Origin of the sequence: Prescottella equi, assembly GCF_002094305.1 — a bacterium.
Taxonomy (GTDB): Bacteria; Actinomycetota; Actinomycetes; order Mycobacteriales; family Mycobacteriaceae; genus Prescottella; species Prescottella equi.
This window is the reverse complement of record NZ_LWTX01000014.1, coordinates 46,734-64,667: the sequence shown is the minus strand read 5'-3', so window position 1 is coordinate 64,667 and position 17,934 is coordinate 46,734. Positions and strand designations below refer to the sequence as shown.

Here is a 17,934-nt window from a genome sequence, read left to right as displayed (position 1 = left end):
GCACACACCATCACTCGAAACACACAGTTTCTCGTTCCGGGGCAACCGTTCCAGCTTAGCCCACCCGGGAGTCGAGCGCAAACTCGCTTCCCTTCCGGGCCACCCGGACGCGGTACATCCACCCTACACACGGCAGGATCGTCGACCAACTTCCGGGAATATCAGGCGCTCCCCGTACAACCTCGTTTTCCCTCGCTGACCAGTGAAGATCGCGTCCGGGTCGGTGTCCGTGTCGCTCTGACTCGCAATAAGTTACGGGTCGATTAGTGGATCTGCCAAATCGCCAGGTCAGAGCGCGATCATGGATCCGGCAAACCGCGAAGCCGCTGGTAGAACGATCGGGACGGGGGCAATCCCCGCCCCGATCAACTCACACTCTCTCAGGTGACGCTGAACACGTCAGCCGGCGATCACCTTGATGCCGGCAAAGTTCTTGCGTCCACGACGGATCACGAGCCACCGGCCGTGCAGCAGGTCCGACGACTCGGGCGTCCAGTCGTCGGACTCCACGCGCTGGTTGTTGACGTAGGCGCCACCCTCTTTCACCGCACGACGTGCGGCGCCCTTGCTCTCGCTCAGTCCGCTCGCCACGAGCAGGTCGACGATCGTGCGCGGGGCATCACCGGCGACCTCGGCGATCGATGCTTCCTTCAACGCGGCGGCGAGGGTCGACTCGTCCAGATCGGTCAGCTCGGCACGACCGAACAGTGCCTTGCTCGCCAGTTCGACCGCATCGGTGTTGGCCTGACCGTGGACCAGGGTCGTCATCTCGGCCGCGAGCCGGCGCTGCGCCTCGCGTGCCTGCGGGCGTTCGGCCGTCGCGACCTCGAGCTCGGCCAGCTCCTCCTGGGTGAGGAAGGTGAACCACCGCAGGTACTTCACGACATCGGCGTCGCCGGTGTTCACGAAGTACTGGTACCAGGCGTACGGGCTGGTCATCTCCGGGTCGAGCCACAGGCTGCCGCCACCGGTGGACTTGCCGAACTTCTTGCCGTCGGCGGAGGTCACGAGTGGCACCGTCATGGCGTGGACCGACTCGCCGTCGAGCTTCCGGTTCAGGTCGACGCCGGCGATGATGTTGCCCCACTGGTCGGAGCCTCCGACCTGCAGGGTGCAGCCGTAGTTGCGGCGCAGGTGCACGAAGTCGTTGGCCTGCAACAACATGTAGCTGAACTCCGTGTAGGAGATGCCGTCGGTTTCGAGTCGGCGCTTGACGGTGTCACGGGCCAGCATGACGTTCACCGAGAAGTGCTTGCCGATGTCGCGCAGAAAGTCGATCGCGGTGAGCTTCGACGTCCAGTTCGCGTTGTTCTCGATGACGGCGCCGGTGGGCGATTCGTCGAAGTCGACGAATCGCTCGAGCTGTGAGCGGATGCGGTCGGCCCAGTCCGCGACGGTGTCCGCGGTGTTCATGACCCGCTCGCCGACGTCGCGCGGATCACCGATCATGCCGGTGGCGCCGCCGGCCAGCACGATCGGGCGGTGGCCGGCCCGCTGGAAGCGCTTGAGTGCCAGCAGTGGCACCAGGTGTCCGGCATGCAGACTCGGCCCGGTCGGATCGAAGCCGGCATACAACGTGACTGGACCGGCCTCGGTCTCGCGACGCAGTGCGTCCAGATCGGTCGACTGGGCGATGAGCCCCCGCCAGGTCAGTTCGTCAAGGATGTTCTCAGTCACGACCCGATCATCCCACCGTCAGGTCGGGGCGGGTGCGCGCGGGCTGCGGCGATAGGACGAGACGGCGGGAGAACCGGGTATCCACAGCCGCCACGGCCAGTCCGGAGCCACCGAGATCCCCACGCGCGGACCGCTGTTCCAGACGTCCGTCGCGCACAGCTCCAGACTCACCCCCGACTCCTCGCCGAACAGGTCGAGGCCGTCGTCGTCGAGCGTCAACCCCAACGCCGCGCCCAGGTTTCCGGGACCGCGTGCCGCGTCGACGGGACGTCGGACGGCGGGACGCCGCGAGGCCACCAGCTCGTGCCCCTCGACGACTTCCGCGGCCCGCAGCAGCACTCCCCCGGCCACGCCGTCCGGTCCGTACGTGACGTTGGCGCAGAAGTGCATGCCGTAGCTGCGATAGACGTAGAGGTGTCCGGGCGGGCCGAACATGACCGAATTCCGGGGAGTCGGCCCGCGGAAGGAGTGTGCCGCCGGATCGGGCCACGGCCCCGACGGATCCCCGCCGTACGCCTCGACCTCCACGATCCGTGCCTGCACTGCACCGACAGTCAGCATCCCGCCGAGTACCGCGCGCGCGGCGGCGAGCGGATCCTCGGCGTCGCGAAGGACGGCCCGGCCGGAGGAAGTCACGGTCACGATTGTGCACGGATACGCATTCGGTGCACGGCAACGGTTGACCGGCCGGCGGGAGCGGGCAGAGAATTCATCGGGCGATGAGTTCATCACTCGATGAATCGAGGTCGGTATGACCGCACCATCCGAGCACTCCGCCGATCCGCCGGCGTCGTCCGCCGTCGTGATCCAGGGCTTGAACGTGACGCGTGGAGGTGCCCCCGCGCTGCGGGATGTCGACCTGTCGATCCCCCGCGGCTCGATCACCGGACTGTTGGGACCGTCGGGCTGCGGAAAGACCACCCTCATGCGGTGCGTCGTCGGGACCCAGATCATCGAGTCCGGCACGGTGACCGTGCTCGGTCGGCCGGCGGGCTCGACGCCGCTGCGCCACCGGGTCGGGTATGTGACGCAGGAGCCCAGCGTCTATCTCGACATCTCCATTCGGGACAACGTGCGGTACTTCGCCTCGCTCTACGGACGCGGGCACGACGCGGTGGAGGACACGATCGAGGCGGTCGGTCTGAGTACGCACGCCGATCACGCTGCCGGGGACCTGTCCGGCGGCCAGCTCGGCCGGGTGTCGCTGGCGTGCGCGCTGGTGGGGCGGCCCGACGTACTGGTCCTGGACGAACCGACGGTCGGCCTGGATCCGGTGTTGCGCGCGGAGTTGTGGGATCACTTCGCGGACCTGGCGGCGTCGGGGGCGACGCTGCTGGTGTCGAGTCATGTGATGGACGAGGCGGACCACTGTGAGAGCCTGCTGCTTCTCCGCGAAGGTCGGCTGCTCGCCCACGTATCGCCCTACGAGCTGCGCCGACGAACCGGCAAGTCGAATCTGGAAGAGGCTTTCCTCGTCCTCATCCGGGACCAGCAGGTCGGAGTACAGCCGTGATCGTCAATTCACGTATCTATGCCGCGAGCACCGTTCGCATCCTCCGGCAACTCCGCACGGACCGGCGCACGGTCGCGATGATCCTGTTCGTGCCGTCGCTGATCATGGTGTTGCTGTACTTCCTGTATCAGAACGTCCCGACTCCGCCCGGTCAGACTCCACTGTTCGACCGCATCGCGATCACGATGCTCGGCATCATCCCCTTCATAGTGATGTTCCTGGTGACGTCGATCGCGATGCAGCGCGAGCGCAGCTCCGGAACGCTGGAGCGATTGCTGACCACTCCCCTGTCGAAGCTCGACCTACTGGCCGGCTACGGGACAGCCTTCTCGATCGCCGCGGCGGCACAGGCCGCGCTGGCGTGCGGAGTGGCGTTCTGGTTCCTGAGCCTGACCACGCAGGGCAACGCGTTCTGGGTGATCCTCATCGCCGTGCTGAACGCGGTCCTCGGCGTCGCCCTCGGCCTGTTGTGCAGCGCATTCGCGCGCACCGAGTTCCAGGCCGTGCAGTTCATGCCGGTGATCGTGATCCCGCAGCTGCTGTTGTGCGGGTTGCTGGTGCCGCGCAACCAGTTGCCGCAGTGGCTCGAGTGGATCAGCAACGTGCTCCCGCTCAGCTACGCGGTCGAGGCACTGCAACAGGTGGCGACCCATCCGGGAACGACCGCGCTGATGTGGCGCGACTTGGGCATCGTCGCGTCGTTCGTCGTGGTCGCGCTGGGTCTCGGCGCCGCGACGCTACGTCGACGCACGCCATGACGGTGGACCCCGCGGTGCCCCCGACCCGGCCCGGGCGTCGCCCCGGCCCGTCGACCACACGCGACCGGATCCTGAGCGCGGCGCGGGAGCGTTTCGCCGACAACGGGTTCGACCACACGACGATCCGAGCGATCGCAGCCGATGCCGGTGTCGACTCGGCGCTGGTACACCACTACTTCGGAACGAAGCAGCAGTTGCTCGTCGAAGCCGTGGCCCTACCGATGGACCCGGCGTCGATCGCCGGATCGTTCGAAGCCGTGCCGGTGCACGAACTCGGTGAGGCGCTCGCCCGCACGGTGATCGGTATCTGGGATTCGCCGCACCAACCGGCGGTGGTCGCGGCGGTACGGTCGGCGCTCACGGGCGGCCGCGAACGACTGCTCCGCAGCTTCCTGCTGGAAGTCGCACTCCGCGACGTCGTGCCGCGAGTCGACTCACCACCGGGAACCGGTGAACTTCGCGTGGCGCTCGTCGCGTCGCAGATGGCGGGGTTGTTCCTCACCCGCCACCTCCTCGACGTCGGCGCGCTCGCCGATCTGTCGACCGACGAGGCCGCCCGACTGGTGGCACCGACGCTGCAGGCCTATCTCACCGGCCCACTCGACGCTACGGTCAGGACTCGGCCGCCGCGCCCCGGGCGACGAAATCCTCGTGCTCGGCCTCGGTGACGTCGCGCGCCTCGTCGATCAGCAGAACGGGAATGCCGTTCTCGATCGGGTACGCGCGGCGCAGGCGCGGGTTGTAGAGCACCTCGTCACCGACCAACAGCAACGGCCCCTTGTCCTGCGGGCACGCCAGAATGCTGAGCAGGGTGGGATCAATAGCCACTTCAGTCCTCTCGGGCCGTCCGTCGATCTCGGCCGGTCCAGGCTACAAGTCGCCGCAGCACCGGCTACGCGGGCACCCCACCCGGCCCCTCCGGGCTGCCGCCGTACCGGGCGGCCGCAGCCTTGGTGAATCGCTTGTAGCGGCCCGTCTCGGCATCGAGACACCACGAACGAGCACTCGGCTTCGGCAGCCCGGCGGCCTGCAGTTCGGTCGCCTGCGGCCGGTACGACGGGCCCAGCGGAATCCGGTCGACGACGTGGACGATGTCCGGGCACTGCTCGATCGGCAACTGTCCGAGAGCGGCCGTGACCTCGGCGGCGCTCGGGACGCGGCCGTCGTGGACGGTGATCGCGGCCACCGGTACCTGGCGCTCGCCCGTCGGCACACCGTAGGCGACCGCAAGGTCCACCTGCGGCATTTCCCCGAGCAGGTCGACGATCGGTTGCGTGAAGACCGGCCCGCGGACCGTGTCGACGACCGTCCGCTTGTGATCGACGAGCCAGAAGTCACCGTCGGCGTCGCGACGGAAGAGATTCTCGGTCGGCACCCACGCGTCACCGGCCGCGAACACACCCCGCATGACGCCCGGCACCGCCTCGGTTCGAGCGCCGGGCCTGCCCAGCAGGAGGCCCACCTCGTCGTCCTCACACTCGCGCACGAACCCGCGCGCATCCTCGAGGAACCGTCCCTCGATCGGGTCGTACGCGCCGACCCGTACCTCCGCGCTGCCCGGCAGCGGCCGTCCCTTCGAGCCGACCTTCGCGCCCGAGACGTTGACCAGCACCACGTCACCCTCGGTGGATGCGTAGAACTCGAGCACCCGCGCCGGCGCGAAACGGGAAGAGATCCGCCGCCAGAGCCCGGGCGGCATTCCCGACCCGATGAACAACCGGATCGGATGTCCTTCCTCCAACGGAAGGGATTTGGCGTCGAGAATCTCGCGCATCATCGTCCACGTGTAGCTCACGACCGTCACACCGTAACGGCGGACTTCCTCCGCGAAGCGGTCCGGATCGAGGCCGCGGGACAGGGCGATGCGTGCGCCACCGGCGATCGCGCCACCCAGGGTCGCCATCAACCCGGACGAATGATGCAGTGGCGCAAGGCAGTAGACGGTGTCGCTCCGGCTGAGCGAGGCAGCCGAGGCGGTGCCGAACGCCGACAGCGCCCACCGGAAGTTGGTGATGTACTTGGCTTCGAGGTTGCCGCAGGACCCACTGAAGATCACGAACGCCAACTCGCGGGCCAGGCCGGGATCCGGGCGGTACCACCCGGGCAGGGTCACCGCATCCGGGTCGACCTGCTCGAGGTCGATGACATCGGGGCCCAGTTCCACCGCCAGGCCGCGGAACTCGCCACCACCGAGCACGAGAACCTTCTGGCCCGTGGCAACCGCATCCTCGAGGTGGTCGGGATCGACGACGATCCTGTCGACCCGACCCAGCCGGACCGCCTCGTCGAGATCCCCGCCGGGCGGCAGCAGCACCGCGACCGCGCCCAGCCGCGACAGCGCCGCGATCGCGACCAGTGCACTCGGCCGGGTCGCCATCAGCACGCCGACATGCGCGGCAGGCCGGACGCCGGCGTGCACGAGCCCGCGGACGACGTTGTCGATGCGGGTGTTGACAGCCGCATTGGTGTGCACCCGGTCGTCGAACAGGAAGCACTCGCCGTTCGGCGCCTGCCTGCCCTGCTCGGCGAGCAGCAGACCCAGCGAGATCCGGGAATGCGGTTGCAACTGCCCGAGGCGAGCCAGTCGGGGCAATGCCCGCGCCGCCTCTATCGAGATCTCGCGGGTCCCTCGCACGGTGTCGGTCGCGAAGTCGGCGATGCCCTTCCCGACGCCGACGCCGACCTCGGCGATCGACGCGACCGTGTGAGTGATGCGATTGGTGAGGCTGACGCCGCTGTCCTGACCGGACGGCTCGTCGTGGATCATCACGTCGACCGCTTCCGGGCGCGGGCCCATGTCTTCGCGCCAGCGCACCCATTCACCCGTGGTCGGCCATGTCCGCGATGCGGCCGCCGATCCGACCACCAGACCGAAATGCCCTGCACGGAGGGTCGACTCGAACACCTCGGCGCGAGGGGCCGCCCGCTTGATGCCCCGTACGGCGAGGGGCTGGCCGATGTCGTCGACCTCGCCGACGAACGCGAGGATCGGGCACGACAGCTCGGCCAGACTGACGGCGGTGTCCTTGATGACGAACCCGCCGGTCATCATCCGGTTGTGGACGATGAACTGTTTGAGCAACTCCGCGACGGCCGGCCCGGACCACGCGACCCAGCCGTCCTGCGCCAGGAACCGGCGCTGCTGCTCGCGCGGTAGCAGCGCGTCCCGGTCGTGCAACTGGCGGAGGAAATCGAACCGGGACTTGGCGGTCTTCACCGGATCCAGCAACTGGAACCCGGTGCGCGCCATCCACCCGGCGATCGAGAGCCGGTTGAAGACGTGGTCGGCCAGCAGGTCCGCGCCCTTCGTCGCGAGCCCTGCAGGAATGTTGAACGGCAGCGCCGCCAGGGTGTCCACGGGGGCGCCGAACGTGATGAGGCTGGCGATGTTCCGGCAGCGGCGGTACGCCGCCGCCTGGTAGCAGAACATGCCGCCCTGCGAGTACCCGGACAGGTGGACGTCGCGCCCGGTGTGCTCGTGCACCCGCTCGACGATCTCGCTGATCGCGACGATGTGGTCGGCGAGCGTGCGGTTCCAGCCGCCCTCCTCGGCATCGGGCGAACCGAAGTCGACCACCCAAGGGTCGAGGCCCATCTCGTGGAGAATGCCGACCGCGCCCTGGTCCCGCGTGACGTCGTAGACATCCGCGGACATCATCATCGGCGGAACGAGGACGATCGGCGGACCGGCCTCCGCGGGCTCGGTGTCCGCGAAGTAGCGACGGAGCCGGTACATCGGCGCACGCTCGACGATCTGGAACGGGGACGGGGTCGCCCCCGTTTCCAGACCGCCGAGTCGAACAACTTCGAGGCCGTTCTGTGCCGTGGCCACGGCCCGCCGAAGCGAACCCACCACGTACTCGGAACCGAGACTCACCAGCGCACTCCCCCAGCAACTCACCGTGACTTACATCACATCATGTTCGATGAGCCTTCCACATTACTGCGTTCGTGGAAGCCGGGTCACACCGACTCGTCGTCGATTTCCTTATGCGCGTGCCCATGCGCGAAGCGCGTTCGCCGACTCTCGCACCCCGCCCAGCTGCTCGGCGACGCGGACGCCGGCCGTGCCGCCACGCGCACTGCGCGATGCGATCGATCCGTGCACCGTGAGCACCTCACGCACCGCGGGCGTCAGCGCCGGATCGACCCCGGCCAGTTCCTCGTCGGTCAGCTCGTCGAGACCCACGCCGCGAGCCTCGGCGACACGCACGCACGCACCCGCCGCCTCGTGCGCCACCCGGAACGGGACACCCTGGCGCACCATCCATTCCGCGATGTCGGTGGCGAGCGTGAACCCGGCCGGGGCCAGCTCCGCCATCCGGTCGGTGTGGAACTCCAGAGTGGAGACCAGGCCGGTGATCGCCGGCAGCAACAGCTCGAGCTGTGCGACCGAATCGAAGACCGGCTCCTTGTCCTCCTGCAGATCGCGGTTGTACGCGAGGGGCTGCGCCTTGAGCGTCGCGAGCAGACCGGTCACGTTGCCGATGAGGCGTCCGGCCTTGCCGCGAGTGAGCTCGGAGACGTCCGGATTCTTCTTCTGCGGCATGATCGACGAACCCGTCGACCACGCGTCCGCGAGCGTGATGTAGCCGAATTCCGGTGTGCTCCAAATGATGACCTCTTCGGCCATCCGGGACAGGTCAACCGCGATCATCGCGAGGACGAACGCCGCCTCGGCCGCGAAGTCCCGCGACGACGTCGCGTCGATCGAGTTCTCGGCAGCCGAGTCGAAGTTCAGCTCGGCAGCGATGGCGTCGGGATCCAGGCCCAGCGACGAACCCGCGAGAGCACCGGAACCGTACGGCGACACCGCGGCCCGCTTGTCGAAGTCCCGCAGCCGCTGCACGTCGCGCAACAGCGGATGCGTGTGTGCGAGCAGATGATGCGCCAGCAACACGGGCTGCGCCGCCTGCAGGTGTGTCTTGCCCGGCATCACGGCGTCCGGGTGCGCAGCGGCCTGCGTCGCGAGCGCGTCGACCACGTCGAGAACGCCGTCGGCGATGCGGCGGACCGCGTCACGCAGCCACATGCGGAACAGTGTGGCCACCTGATCGTTGCGGGAACGCCCCGCGCGCAGCCGGCCACCGACCTCGGGTCCGACGCGCTCGATCAGTCCCCGCTCGAGGGCGCCGTGGACGTCCTCGTCAGAGTCCGCCGGCCCGAACGCACCGGAGGCGACGTCGTCACCGAGCCTGGTGAGGCCGTCGAGCATCGTCGCCAGGTCTGCGTCGCTCAGCAGACCGGCCTTGTGCAGGACCTTGGCGTGCGCCTGCGAGGCCCGCACGTCGTACGGGGCCAGGACCCAGTCGAAGTGCGTCGACTTGCTCAGCGCCGCCATGGCGGCGGCCGGTCCGGATTCGAACCGGCCGCCCCAGAGGGCACCCTCGTTTGTTCCGTGGGCGTCGGTCATGACCTAGAGACCCAGGTCGCGCTTCGCCGCGACCTTGGAGGACAGGCCGTGGATGTTGACGAAGCCCTTCGCGTACGACTGGTCGAAGGTGTCGCCCTCGTCGTAGGTGGCGAGGTTGAAGTCGTACAGCGACTCCGGGCTGCGGCGGCCGTTGACCGTGATCGCGCCACCGTGCAGGAACAGGCGGATGTCGCCCGTGACCCGCTCCTGGGTCTTCGCGACGAAGGAATCGAGCGCATCCTTGAGCGGCGAGAACCAGAGGCCGTCGTAGACCAGCTCGCTCCAGCGCTGCTCCATCTGACGCTTGTAGCGCCCGAGCTCGCGCTCGAGGGTGACGTGCTCGAGTTCCTGGTGCGCGGTGATCAGGACCATCGCGCCCGGGGCCTCGTAGATCTCACGGCTCTTGATGCCGACGAGACGATCCTCGACGACGTCGAGGCGGCCGACGCCCTGTGCGCCCGCACGCTTGTTCAGCTCCTGGATGGCCTCGAGCACGGTGACGGGCTTGCCGTCGATCGCAACCGGCTTGCCGGCCTCGAAGCTGATGATCAGCTCGTCGGGGCTGTTCCAGTTGAGGGTCGGATCCTGCGTGTAGTCGTAGACGTCCTTGGTGGGGGCGTTCCACAGATCCTCGAGGAAGCCCGTCTCCACCGCGCGGCCCCACACGTTCTGGTCGATCGAGAACGGCGAACGCTTGGTGACGTTGATCGGGATGTTGTTCTCCTCGGCGAAGGCGATCGCCTTCTCGCGGGTCCACGCGTAGTCGCGGACCGGCGCGATCACCTCGAGGTCGGGGGCCAGAGCACCGAAGCCCACCTCGAAGCGAACCTGGTCGTTGCCCTTGCCGGTGCAACCGTGCGAGACGACGGTGCCGCCGTGCGCACGCGCGGCCTCGACGATGTGCTTGACGATCAGCGGACGGCTGATGGCCGAGACCAGCGGGTAGCGGTCCATGTACAGCGCGTTGGCCTGGATCGTCGGCAGGCAGTACTCGTCGGCGAACTCGTCACGCGCATCCACCACGACCGACTCGACGGCACCGCAGTCGAGGGCACGCTGACGCACGACCTCCATGTCCTCGCCGCCCTGGCCGAGGTCGATGGCGACGGCGACGACCTCTTTGCCGGTCTCCTTGCCGATCCAGCTGATGGCCACCGAGGTGTCCAGCCCGCCGGAGTAGGCGAGTACGACGCGTTCAGCCATGGTGTGTGTGCTCCTTAGAGATAGAAGTGTTCGAGAAAGAGTCTAGTGGTCAGGCCAGGCGCTCTATCGCCGCGGCAAGCTCCGCTCCGGTGAGCGGCTCGCGGGCCACGACGAGGATCGTGTCGTCGCCCGCGATCGTGCCGACGACGTCGGGCAACGAGGCCCGGTCGAGCGCGCTGGCCAGGTAGTGCGCCGCCCCGGGCGGAGTGCGTAGCACGGCGAGGTTCCCGCTGGCGTCGGTCGACACCAACAGTTCGCCGAGCAGGCGGGACAACCGGTCGGTGCCGCCCGAGACGCCGCGTACGGGCGAGCCGTCCTCGGGTACGACGTACACCCCCGCCCCGCCGTCCGCAGCGCGCAGCTTCACCGCGCCGAGCTCCTCGAGGTCCCGCGAGAGCGTCGCGTTCGACACCTCGATGCCCTCGGCGGCGAGCAACGCCGCGAGCTCGGCCTGGCTGCGGATGTGCCGCTCCGCCACGAGAGCGGTGATCCGCGCCTGACGGCCGGCGCGCGTGTGCGCGACGGCCGCGGCAGGCTGCGCGGTCTCCGAGCCCGGGGCGGAGGTCACGGCCGCGTCCCGGCGCGGTCGAGCAACCACACGAGCAGGGCCTTCTGTGCGTGCAGGCGGTTCTCGGCCTCGTCCCACGCCGCGGACTGCGGCCCGTCGAGCACCTCGTCGGTGATCTCCTCACCGCGATGCGCAGGCAGGCAGTGCAGCACGACGGCGTCGGGCGCCGCCTTCGCCAGCAACTCGGCGTTGATCTGGAACGGCCGGAACGGTCCGACGCGGTCGAGACCGTCCTCCTCCTGCCCCATCGACGTCCACGTGTCGGTCACCAGCACGTCGGCGCCGGCGACCGCGGCCTGCGGGTCGTCGACGAGCGTGACCATCGCACCGGTCTGCTCGGCGCGGGTGCGGGCCGCCGCGACGACCGCCGGATCGGGCGCGAACCCGAGCGGGGCGGCAATCGTCACGTGCATGCCGGCGGTGACGCCGCCGAGCAGCAGCGAGTGCGCCATGTTGTTGGCGCCGTCGCCCAGGTACGTCAGTCGCAGGCCTGCCAGCTCGCCCTTGCGTTCGGCGATGGTCTGCAGGTCCGCGAGCACCTGGCACGGGTGGAACTGGTCGGACAGCGCGTTGACGATCGGAACCGTCGCACCCTCCGCCATCTGCTCGAGCCGCTCCTGACCGAACGTGCGCCACACGACGGCGTCGACGAAGCGCGACAGCACGCGGCCCGTGTCCTGCAACGTCTCGTCGCGTCCCAGCTGGGTCTTGCTGCCGTCGACGACGACCGCGTGCCCACCGAGCTGCGCGATGCCCATCTCGAACGAGAACCGCGTGCGCGTCGAGTTCTTGTCGAAGATGACGCCGACGCCGCGCGGGCCCTCGAGCGGCTTGCGCGAGAACGGGTTCGCCTTGAGCTCGCGGGCGAGCCACAACACCTCGGCCTGCTCGGCCGGAGTGAGATCGTCGTCCCTCAAGAAGTGCCGAACGGTCATGTACTACTTACCTCCTGCTGCCGATTCCGCTGCGGCCGTGTCGAGAATTCCCGGCAGCGCCGCGACGAATCCTTCCGCCTGCTCCTCGGTGAGGATCAGCGGGGGTGCCAACCGGATCACCCCCGGCTGCGCGGCGTTGACGAGGTAGCCGGCCTCACGGGCCGCCGCCTCGACCGTCGGCGCGACGTCCTGCGTGAGCACGACACCCAACAGCAGACCCGAGCCCCGGACGTGGTCGACGAGCGGATGCCCGAGCCCCTCGATGCCGGTCGAGAGCACCTTGCCGATCATGTCGGCCCGGGTGAGCAGGTCGTCGGCCGCGATGGTCTTCAGCACCGCCAGGGCCGCCGCCGCACACACCGGGTTGCCACCGAACGTGGTGCCGTGCTTGCCGGGACCGAACAACTCGGCCGCCGCTCCGGTCGCGATGCAGGCGCCGATCGGCATGCCGCCACCGAGCCCCTTCGCGAGCGTCATCACGTCGGGCACGATGCCCGCGGCCTGGTGCGCGTAGAACCAGCCGGTGCGGCCGATGCCGGTCTGCACCTCGTCGAGGACGAGCAGCGCTCCCCGCTCGGCCGTGATCTTGCGGGCACCCGCCAGGTAGCCCTCGGGCGGCACGACGACGCCGCCCTCACCCATGATCGGCTCGAGGAACACCGCTGCGGTGTCCTCGTCCACGGCCCGGTCCAGAGCCTCGAGATCGCCGTACGGGATGTGCTCGACGCCGGGCGGCATCGGTTCGAACGGCGCCCGCTTGTCGGGCTGGCCGGTGAGAGCCAAAGCGCCCATCGTCCGGCCGTGGAACGCCTTCTCGGCGGCGATGATCTTCGGCCGGCCGGTGGCCCGCGCCAGCTTGAACGCGGCCTCGTTGGCCTCCGTGCCGGAGTTGCACAGGAACACCCGGCCGGTGACGGAACCGGCGTTGTCGCCGACGCCCAGCTGCATCAGAAGATGTTCGGCCAGCGCGACGGCGGGCTCACTGGCGTACAGGTTCGACACGTGCCCGAGCGTGGACAGCTGCGTGGTGACCGCCTCGACGATCGCCGGGTGTGCGTGCCCCAGGATGTTCACCGCGATGCCGGCGAGCAGGTCCAGGTACCGCTTGCCGTCGGCGTCGGTGACGACCGCACCCTCGCCACGCACCAGTGCGACCCGCGGCACGCCGTAGGTGTTCATCAGTGCGCCGGACCAGCGTTGCTGGAGATCCGTCGTGGCAGTCATGCCAGTCCTTCCGTGGATGCGAGTTGGAGTTCGGGTGCGGGAACGACCATCGTGCCGATGCCCTCGCCGGTGAAGAGTTCGAGCAGTACCGCGTGCGCGACGCGACCGTCGATGACGTGTGCCGTGGGCACGCCCCCCTCGACGGCGCGCAGGCAGGCCTCCATCTTCGGAACCATGCCGGCGTCCAGCCGAGGCAGGAGCTGACGCAACGCGGCCGTGTCGATCTCGGACGCGAGCGACGAGCGGTCGGGCCAATTGGTGTAGAGCCCCTCGACATCGGTGAGGACGACGAGCTTCTCGGCGCCGATCGCCTCCGCCAGCGCCGCGGCCGCGGTGTCGGCGTTGATGTTGTGCACGATGCCGTCCTCGTCGGGCGCGATCGTCGACACGACCGGAATGCGTCCGGCCGCAATGAGATCGAGCACCGCCGCGGGATTGACGGTGGTGACGTCGCCGACGAGCCCGATGTCGGTGGCCTCACCGTCGACCTGCACGGTGCGCCGGGTGGCGGTGAACAGCCGCGCGTCCTCGCCGGAGATGCCGACGGCGAACGGACCGTGCGCGTTGATCAGGCCGACGAGTTCGCGGCCGACCTGACCGAACAGCACCATGCGGACGACGTCCATCACCTCGGGGGTGGTGACGCGGAAGCCTCCGCGGAACTCACCCTCCATGCCGAGCCGCTTCAGCATCGCGTTGATCTGCGGACCGCCACCGTGCACGACGACCGGGTGGATGCCGATGGTGCGCAGGAACGCCATGTCGGCCGCGAACGCGCTCTTGAGCTCGTCGTCGATCATCGCGTTGCCGCCGTACTTGATGACGACGACCTTGTCGTGGAAGCGCTGCAGCCACGGCAGCGCCTCGGCGAGGACGAACGCCTTCTGGCTCGATGTCAGGTTCGCGATGGATTCGGTCATGACGAGTACGCCGAGTTCTCTTCGACGTAGGCGTGCGAGAGATCGGTGGTGCGGATGGACGCACTGTGCTCGCCCACCCCGAGTGCGATCGTCAGGTCGATGTCCATGCCCGACAGATCGACCTCGCGGGCGCCGGGCGCGCCGACGCCGTCGATGCACACGGGATTGCCGTTGAACGACACCGAGATCCGGTCCGGGTCGAGGTCGACGGGAGCGATGCCGACCGCGGCAAGCACCCGGCCCCAGTTGGGATCGGACCCGAACAATGCGGTCTTGACCAGGCTGTCGCGCGCGACGGTGCGCGCCGCGACCAGCGCGTCCTGCTCGGATGCGGCGCCGCTGACGGTGACCCGGACCCGCTTGGTGACGCCCTCCGCGTCGGCCATCATCTGCTCCGCCAGGTCGTCGCACACGGCGAGAACCGCGGCATTGAGCTCGTCCTGCGACGGCGTGACCGAGCTGGCGCCCGACGACAGCAGCAGGACGGTGTCGTTGGTGGACGTGGCGCCGTCGACGTCGAGTCGATCGAACGTCATCCGCGTCGCGTGCCGCAGCGCCTCGTCCAGTTGCTGCGCGGTGGCGACAGCGTCGGTCGTGACGACGCACAGCATCGTCGCGAGCGACGGCGCGAGCATGCCCGCACCCTTCGCCATACCGCCGACGTTCCACTTGTCGGCGTGGTGCAGCGCCGCCTGCTTCGGGACGGTGTCCGTGGTCATGATCGCGTGTGCGGCGTCGGTGCCGCCGGAGATGCCGCCGGCCAGCTCGTGCACGATCTCGGTGACGCCGGCGAGGACCTTGTCCATCGGCAGCCGGTCGCCGATCAGGCCGGTGGAGCACACCGCCACCTCGATCGCGCCGGTCTCGGTGCCCCAGTCGCTGAGCGACGCGGCCACGTGTTCGGCGGTCTTGTGCGAGTCCTGGAAGCCCGGCGCCCCGGTGCACGCGTTGGCGCCGCCCGAGTTGAGGACGACCGCGCGCAGACGTCCGGTCGTGAGCACCTGCTGCGACCAGAGGACGGGTGCGGCCTTGACCTTGTTGGCGGTGAAGACACCCGCCGCAGCCAGGTCCGGCCCCTCGTTGACCACGAGCGCCAGGTCGGAGCGTCCGCTGACCTTGATCCCGGCCTTGATACCTGCGGCGCGGAACCCCGCAGGGGCAGTTACACCCTGGCTGCGGATCAACCGACCGCCGGCGATCTCGGTGGCGTCGGTGAAGTCGGAATCGGTTGTCACGGAGCAACTCCCACAGTCGAGAGACCATCGGTCTCGGGCAGGCCCAGGGCCAGGTTCATGGATTGGACAGCGCCGCCCGCGGTGCCCTTGGTCAGGTTGTCGATCACCGCGACCACGACCAGGAGGCCGGCGTCCGCGTCGACGGAAACGGCGATCTGCACGGCGTTCGAGCCGACGACGGCACCGGTCTGCGGCAGCTGGCCCTCGGGGAGCACATGCACGAACGGCTCGTCCTTGTAGGCCTTCTCATAGACGGCACGGATCTCGTCGACGCTCGCGGTGGTCGGCGCCGTGCACGTCGCGAGGATGCCGCGCGGCATGGGCGCGAGCACCGGCGTGAACGACACCGTCACCTCGGTGCCGGCGGCGGCGGAGAGGTTCTGCTTGATCTCGGGGGTGTGGCGGTGCGCGCCACCGATGCCGTAGGCCCGGACCGACCCCATGATCTCGGCGCCGAGAAGATCCGCCTTGGGTGCCCGGCCGGCGCCGGACGCGCCGCTGACGGCGACCACGTTGACCCGCGGCTCGACGACGCCCGCGGCCACGGCCGGAGCCATCGCCAGGGACGACACCGTCGGGTAGCAGCCGGGCACCGCGATCCGGGTGGCGCCCACCAGTTCGTCCCGGCCGCCCGGCAACTCGGGCAGGCCGTACGGCCAGCTGCCGGCATGCGGGCTGCCGTAGTACTTCTCCCACGCGGCGGCGTCGGTGAGCCGGAAGTCGGCGCCACAGTCGATGACGACGGTGGACTCCGGCAGCTGCTGCGCGATCTCGGCCGACTTCCCGTGCGGAAGGCCCAGGAAGACGACGTCGTGCCCGTGCAGTTCCTCGATGTCGGTGGGACCGAGGACGCGATCGGCCAGCGGCAGCAGGTGGGGATGGTGTGAGCCGAGCGTCGTCCCGGCGTTGCCGCCCGCCGTCAGCGCACCGATCACCAGCGAGCCGTCACGGTAGGCGGGATGCCCGAGCAGCAGACGCAGGATCTCGCCGCCCGCGTACCCGCTGGCGCCCGCGATGGCCACCTTGATCGGCGACCGTTGGACGGCCGACGAAGCTTCGGAGTCTCCAGAAGTACCCATACGGATGATTATGCACCATCATGCAAATCTATTCATCCGGCGGCGGCGCACGGCCGGCCCAGGCGCGCAGCGCGACGGCTAACCGGCCCGGTCATCCCACCCGCGAGGGCGGACCCGCTGCCGATCACGGCCGAACGGGTGCGAGTTCGGGACGCTTTGCCACCCGTCCGGCGCCCGACGACGTTCCGCGCAGTCGGCGGCCGAGCCACGGCCCGAGGAAACGCAGAGCCCAGTCGGCATCCGCCCGCAGGCGCGCCGGCACGGTGGCCGGAGGAAGGGGTCCCAGACTGTCCTGCCAGGTCAGATCGGTGCCGGGCAGCCCCAGCACGGTGGCCGCGGCGGCTGCGAGACGGTCGTGTCCGTCGGCATTGAGGTGCAGCCGGTCCCAGCTCCACAGCCGCGGGTCCGTCGACACCGGGTACAGCTCCAGGTCGATCACCGCGACGTCGTGTCGGGCCGCAGCCTTCCGGATCTCCGTGTTCAGCGCCGATATCCGGGCCATGATCGCGCGCCCGCCCGGCATGCCCGCACCGAGCGTCGGGAACGCCATCGTCAACACCCGGGCGCCCGACGCGGACAACGCCTCGAACGCGATCTCCAGTTCCGCCGCGATCGCGACGGGTTCGAACTTCGGACGCAGCAGGTCGTTCACACCCGCGACGACGGACGCCAGGTCGGGCTGCAGCGCCAACGCCGGGGCCAACTGTTCCTCCCGCACCTGACGGGCCAGCCGGCCCCGGATCGCGAGGTTCGCGTACTGCACGCCGGGGTCGATCTCCGCGAGACGTTCCGCCAACCGGTCCGCCCAGCCGCGGTAGCCCCTGGCGTCGTCCCCGTCGTTGAGTCCCTCGCTCTGGCTGTCACCGATCGCCACGAACCGACTGAACACGAAGGTCCCCCTCATCTCTGCTGCGCCTGTGCGACGAGCCTAGAACTCCGCCGTCCCGGTCGACGCGCGGGTCATCCGTCCTTCATCGATCGGCGGATCTCGTCGAGCCGGTCGCGGCCCGCCTTCTCCCGTGCCTGCCACTGCTCGTCGACGTCACGGCCGGTACGGCTCTCTCGTTCGAGTTCCTCCGACCCGATCGCCGTACCGAAGCGTTCCTCGATCCGGTCACGCACCCGGTCGAAGGTCGGCACTCCCGCATCGGTGTAGTCGAGCCCCGACGGCGAACCCGTCCCGATCATCGTGGGCGGCGGAACGTCCGGGGGCGCAGCGGGACGCGACGGGTCCGGTGGGACGTCGGAGGTGTGGCCCCCGGCGGCCGCGAGCATCGCCGCCGCAGCGTGCACCGGAGCCAAGGCGGGCCGGCCGTGCGTGACCGCGAGCACCACTTCCAACAACGCGGCGTCGTCCAGCCCCTGTAGGCGGGTGAGTGTCTCGTCCGGGTCAACCATGAAGGGCTCCT

The 17,934-nt window shown here is 69.2% G+C and carries 17 protein-coding genes; 3 read left to right on the top strand and 14 right to left on the bottom strand.

What is annotated here, in order from left to right; translation table 11 throughout:
• Positions 1-399: 399 nt before the first annotated feature.
• On the bottom strand, positions 400-1,677 hold the full coding sequence (tyrS, locus tag A6I89_RS23215; RefSeq protein WP_013416135.1) for a tyrosine--tRNA ligase: 1,278 nt from the start codon (positions 1,675-1,677) through the stop codon (positions 400-402).
• A gap of 18 nt (positions 1,678-1,695) precedes the next feature.
• Positions 1,696-2,319, bottom strand: a complete 624-nt coding sequence (locus A6I89_RS23210) for a DNA-3-methyladenine glycosylase (RefSeq protein ID WP_022596141.1) — start codon at positions 2,317-2,319, stop codon at positions 1,696-1,698.
• Positions 2,320-2,428: 109 nt separating this feature from the next.
• On the opposite strand from A6I89_RS23210, the gene A6I89_RS23205 reads away from it, so the two are divergent.
• The 3 genes from A6I89_RS23205 to A6I89_RS23195 are packed head-to-tail and all read left to right on the top strand — an operon-like array spanning position 2,429 to position 4,616.
• Entirely contained in the window at positions 2,429-3,190 is a 762-nt protein-coding gene (locus A6I89_RS23205) for an ABC transporter ATP-binding protein (RefSeq protein WP_022596142.1), read from the top strand.
• Positions 3,187-3,948 carry an ABC transporter permease gene (locus A6I89_RS23200; RefSeq protein ID WP_044991059.1) on the top strand — a complete coding sequence of 254 codons (762 nt, stop codon included), beginning with the start codon at positions 3,187-3,189 and terminating at the stop codon, positions 3,946-3,948. The genes A6I89_RS23205 and A6I89_RS23200 overlap by 4 nt, the downstream gene beginning before the upstream one ends.
• Positions 3,945-4,616 carry a TetR/AcrR family transcriptional regulator gene (locus A6I89_RS23195; protein WP_022596144.1) on the top strand — a complete coding sequence of 224 codons (672 nt, stop codon included), beginning with the start codon at positions 3,945-3,947 and terminating at the stop codon, positions 4,614-4,616. Before A6I89_RS23200 ends, A6I89_RS23195 begins: the two co-directional genes overlap by 4 nt.
• On the opposite strand, the gene A6I89_RS23190 is transcribed toward A6I89_RS23195, so the two are convergent.
• From A6I89_RS23190 to A6I89_RS23135, 12 genes are all read right to left on the bottom strand, one after another.
• Positions 4,561-4,776 (bottom strand): Trm112 family protein, encoded by a 216-nt coding sequence (locus A6I89_RS23190; protein WP_005512954.1) that lies wholly within the window; start codon positions 4,774-4,776, stop codon positions 4,561-4,563. The two genes, A6I89_RS23195 and A6I89_RS23190, sit on opposite strands and share 56 nt — an antisense overlap.
• 64 nt (positions 4,777-4,840) lie before the next feature.
• The gene (locus A6I89_RS23185) at positions 4,841-7,825 is read right to left on the bottom strand and encodes an acyl-CoA synthetase (protein ID WP_022596145.1); all 2,985 of its coding nucleotides are present in this window, start codon (positions 7,823-7,825) and stop codon (positions 4,841-4,843) included.
• A 111-nt stretch (positions 7,826-7,936) separates the two neighbouring features.
• Positions 7,937-9,361, bottom strand: coding sequence for an argininosuccinate lyase (gene argH / locus A6I89_RS23180; RefSeq protein WP_005512951.1), 1,425 nt, complete (start codon positions 9,359-9,361; stop codon positions 7,937-7,939).
• Positions 9,362-9,364: 3 nt separating this feature from the next.
• On the bottom strand, positions 9,365-10,564 hold the full coding sequence (locus A6I89_RS23175) for an argininosuccinate synthase (RefSeq protein WP_013416141.1): 1,200 nt from the start codon (positions 10,562-10,564) through the stop codon (positions 9,365-9,367).
• 49 nt (positions 10,565-10,613) lie between these two features.
• Positions 10,614-11,132, bottom strand: a complete 519-nt coding sequence (locus A6I89_RS23170; RefSeq protein ID WP_013416142.1) for an arginine repressor — start codon at positions 11,130-11,132, stop codon at positions 10,614-10,616.
• Positions 11,129-12,067: an ornithine carbamoyltransferase gene (argF, locus tag A6I89_RS23165; RefSeq protein WP_022596148.1), complete on the bottom strand. Its 939-nt coding sequence runs from the start codon at positions 12,065-12,067 to the stop codon at positions 11,129-11,131. The genes A6I89_RS23170 and argF overlap by 4 nt, the downstream gene beginning before the upstream one ends.
• Before the next feature lie 3 nt (positions 12,068-12,070).
• Positions 12,071-13,291: an acetylornithine transaminase gene (locus A6I89_RS23160; RefSeq protein ID WP_044991060.1), complete on the bottom strand. Its 1,221-nt coding sequence runs from the start codon at positions 13,289-13,291 to the stop codon at positions 12,071-12,073.
• Positions 13,288-14,211, bottom strand: a complete 924-nt coding sequence (gene argB, locus A6I89_RS23155; protein WP_005512944.1) for an acetylglutamate kinase — start codon at positions 14,209-14,211, stop codon at positions 13,288-13,290. Before argB ends, A6I89_RS23160 begins: the two co-directional genes overlap by 4 nt.
• Positions 14,208-15,446 carry a bifunctional glutamate N-acetyltransferase/amino-acid acetyltransferase ArgJ gene (gene argJ / locus A6I89_RS23150; RefSeq protein WP_005512943.1) on the bottom strand — a complete coding sequence of 413 codons (1,239 nt, stop codon included), beginning with the start codon at positions 15,444-15,446 and terminating at the stop codon, positions 14,208-14,210. The genes argB and argJ overlap by 4 nt, the downstream gene beginning before the upstream one ends.
• The gene (argC, locus tag A6I89_RS23145; protein WP_044991062.1) at positions 15,443-16,525 is read right to left on the bottom strand and encodes an N-acetyl-gamma-glutamyl-phosphate reductase; all 1,083 of its coding nucleotides are present in this window, start codon (positions 16,523-16,525) and stop codon (positions 15,443-15,445) included. The genes argJ and argC overlap by 4 nt, the downstream gene beginning before the upstream one ends.
• 124 nt (positions 16,526-16,649) lie before the next feature.
• A complete protein-coding gene (locus A6I89_RS23140) occupies positions 16,650-17,414 on the bottom strand; it encodes an SGNH/GDSL hydrolase family protein (protein ID WP_022596155.1) in 765 nt (254 codons plus the stop codon).
• Between the two features lie 71 nt (positions 17,415-17,485).
• Positions 17,486-17,923, bottom strand: coding sequence for a PspA/IM30 family protein (locus A6I89_RS23135; protein WP_013416146.1), 438 nt, complete (start codon positions 17,921-17,923; stop codon positions 17,486-17,488).
• Positions 17,924-17,934 lie beyond the last annotated feature (11 nt).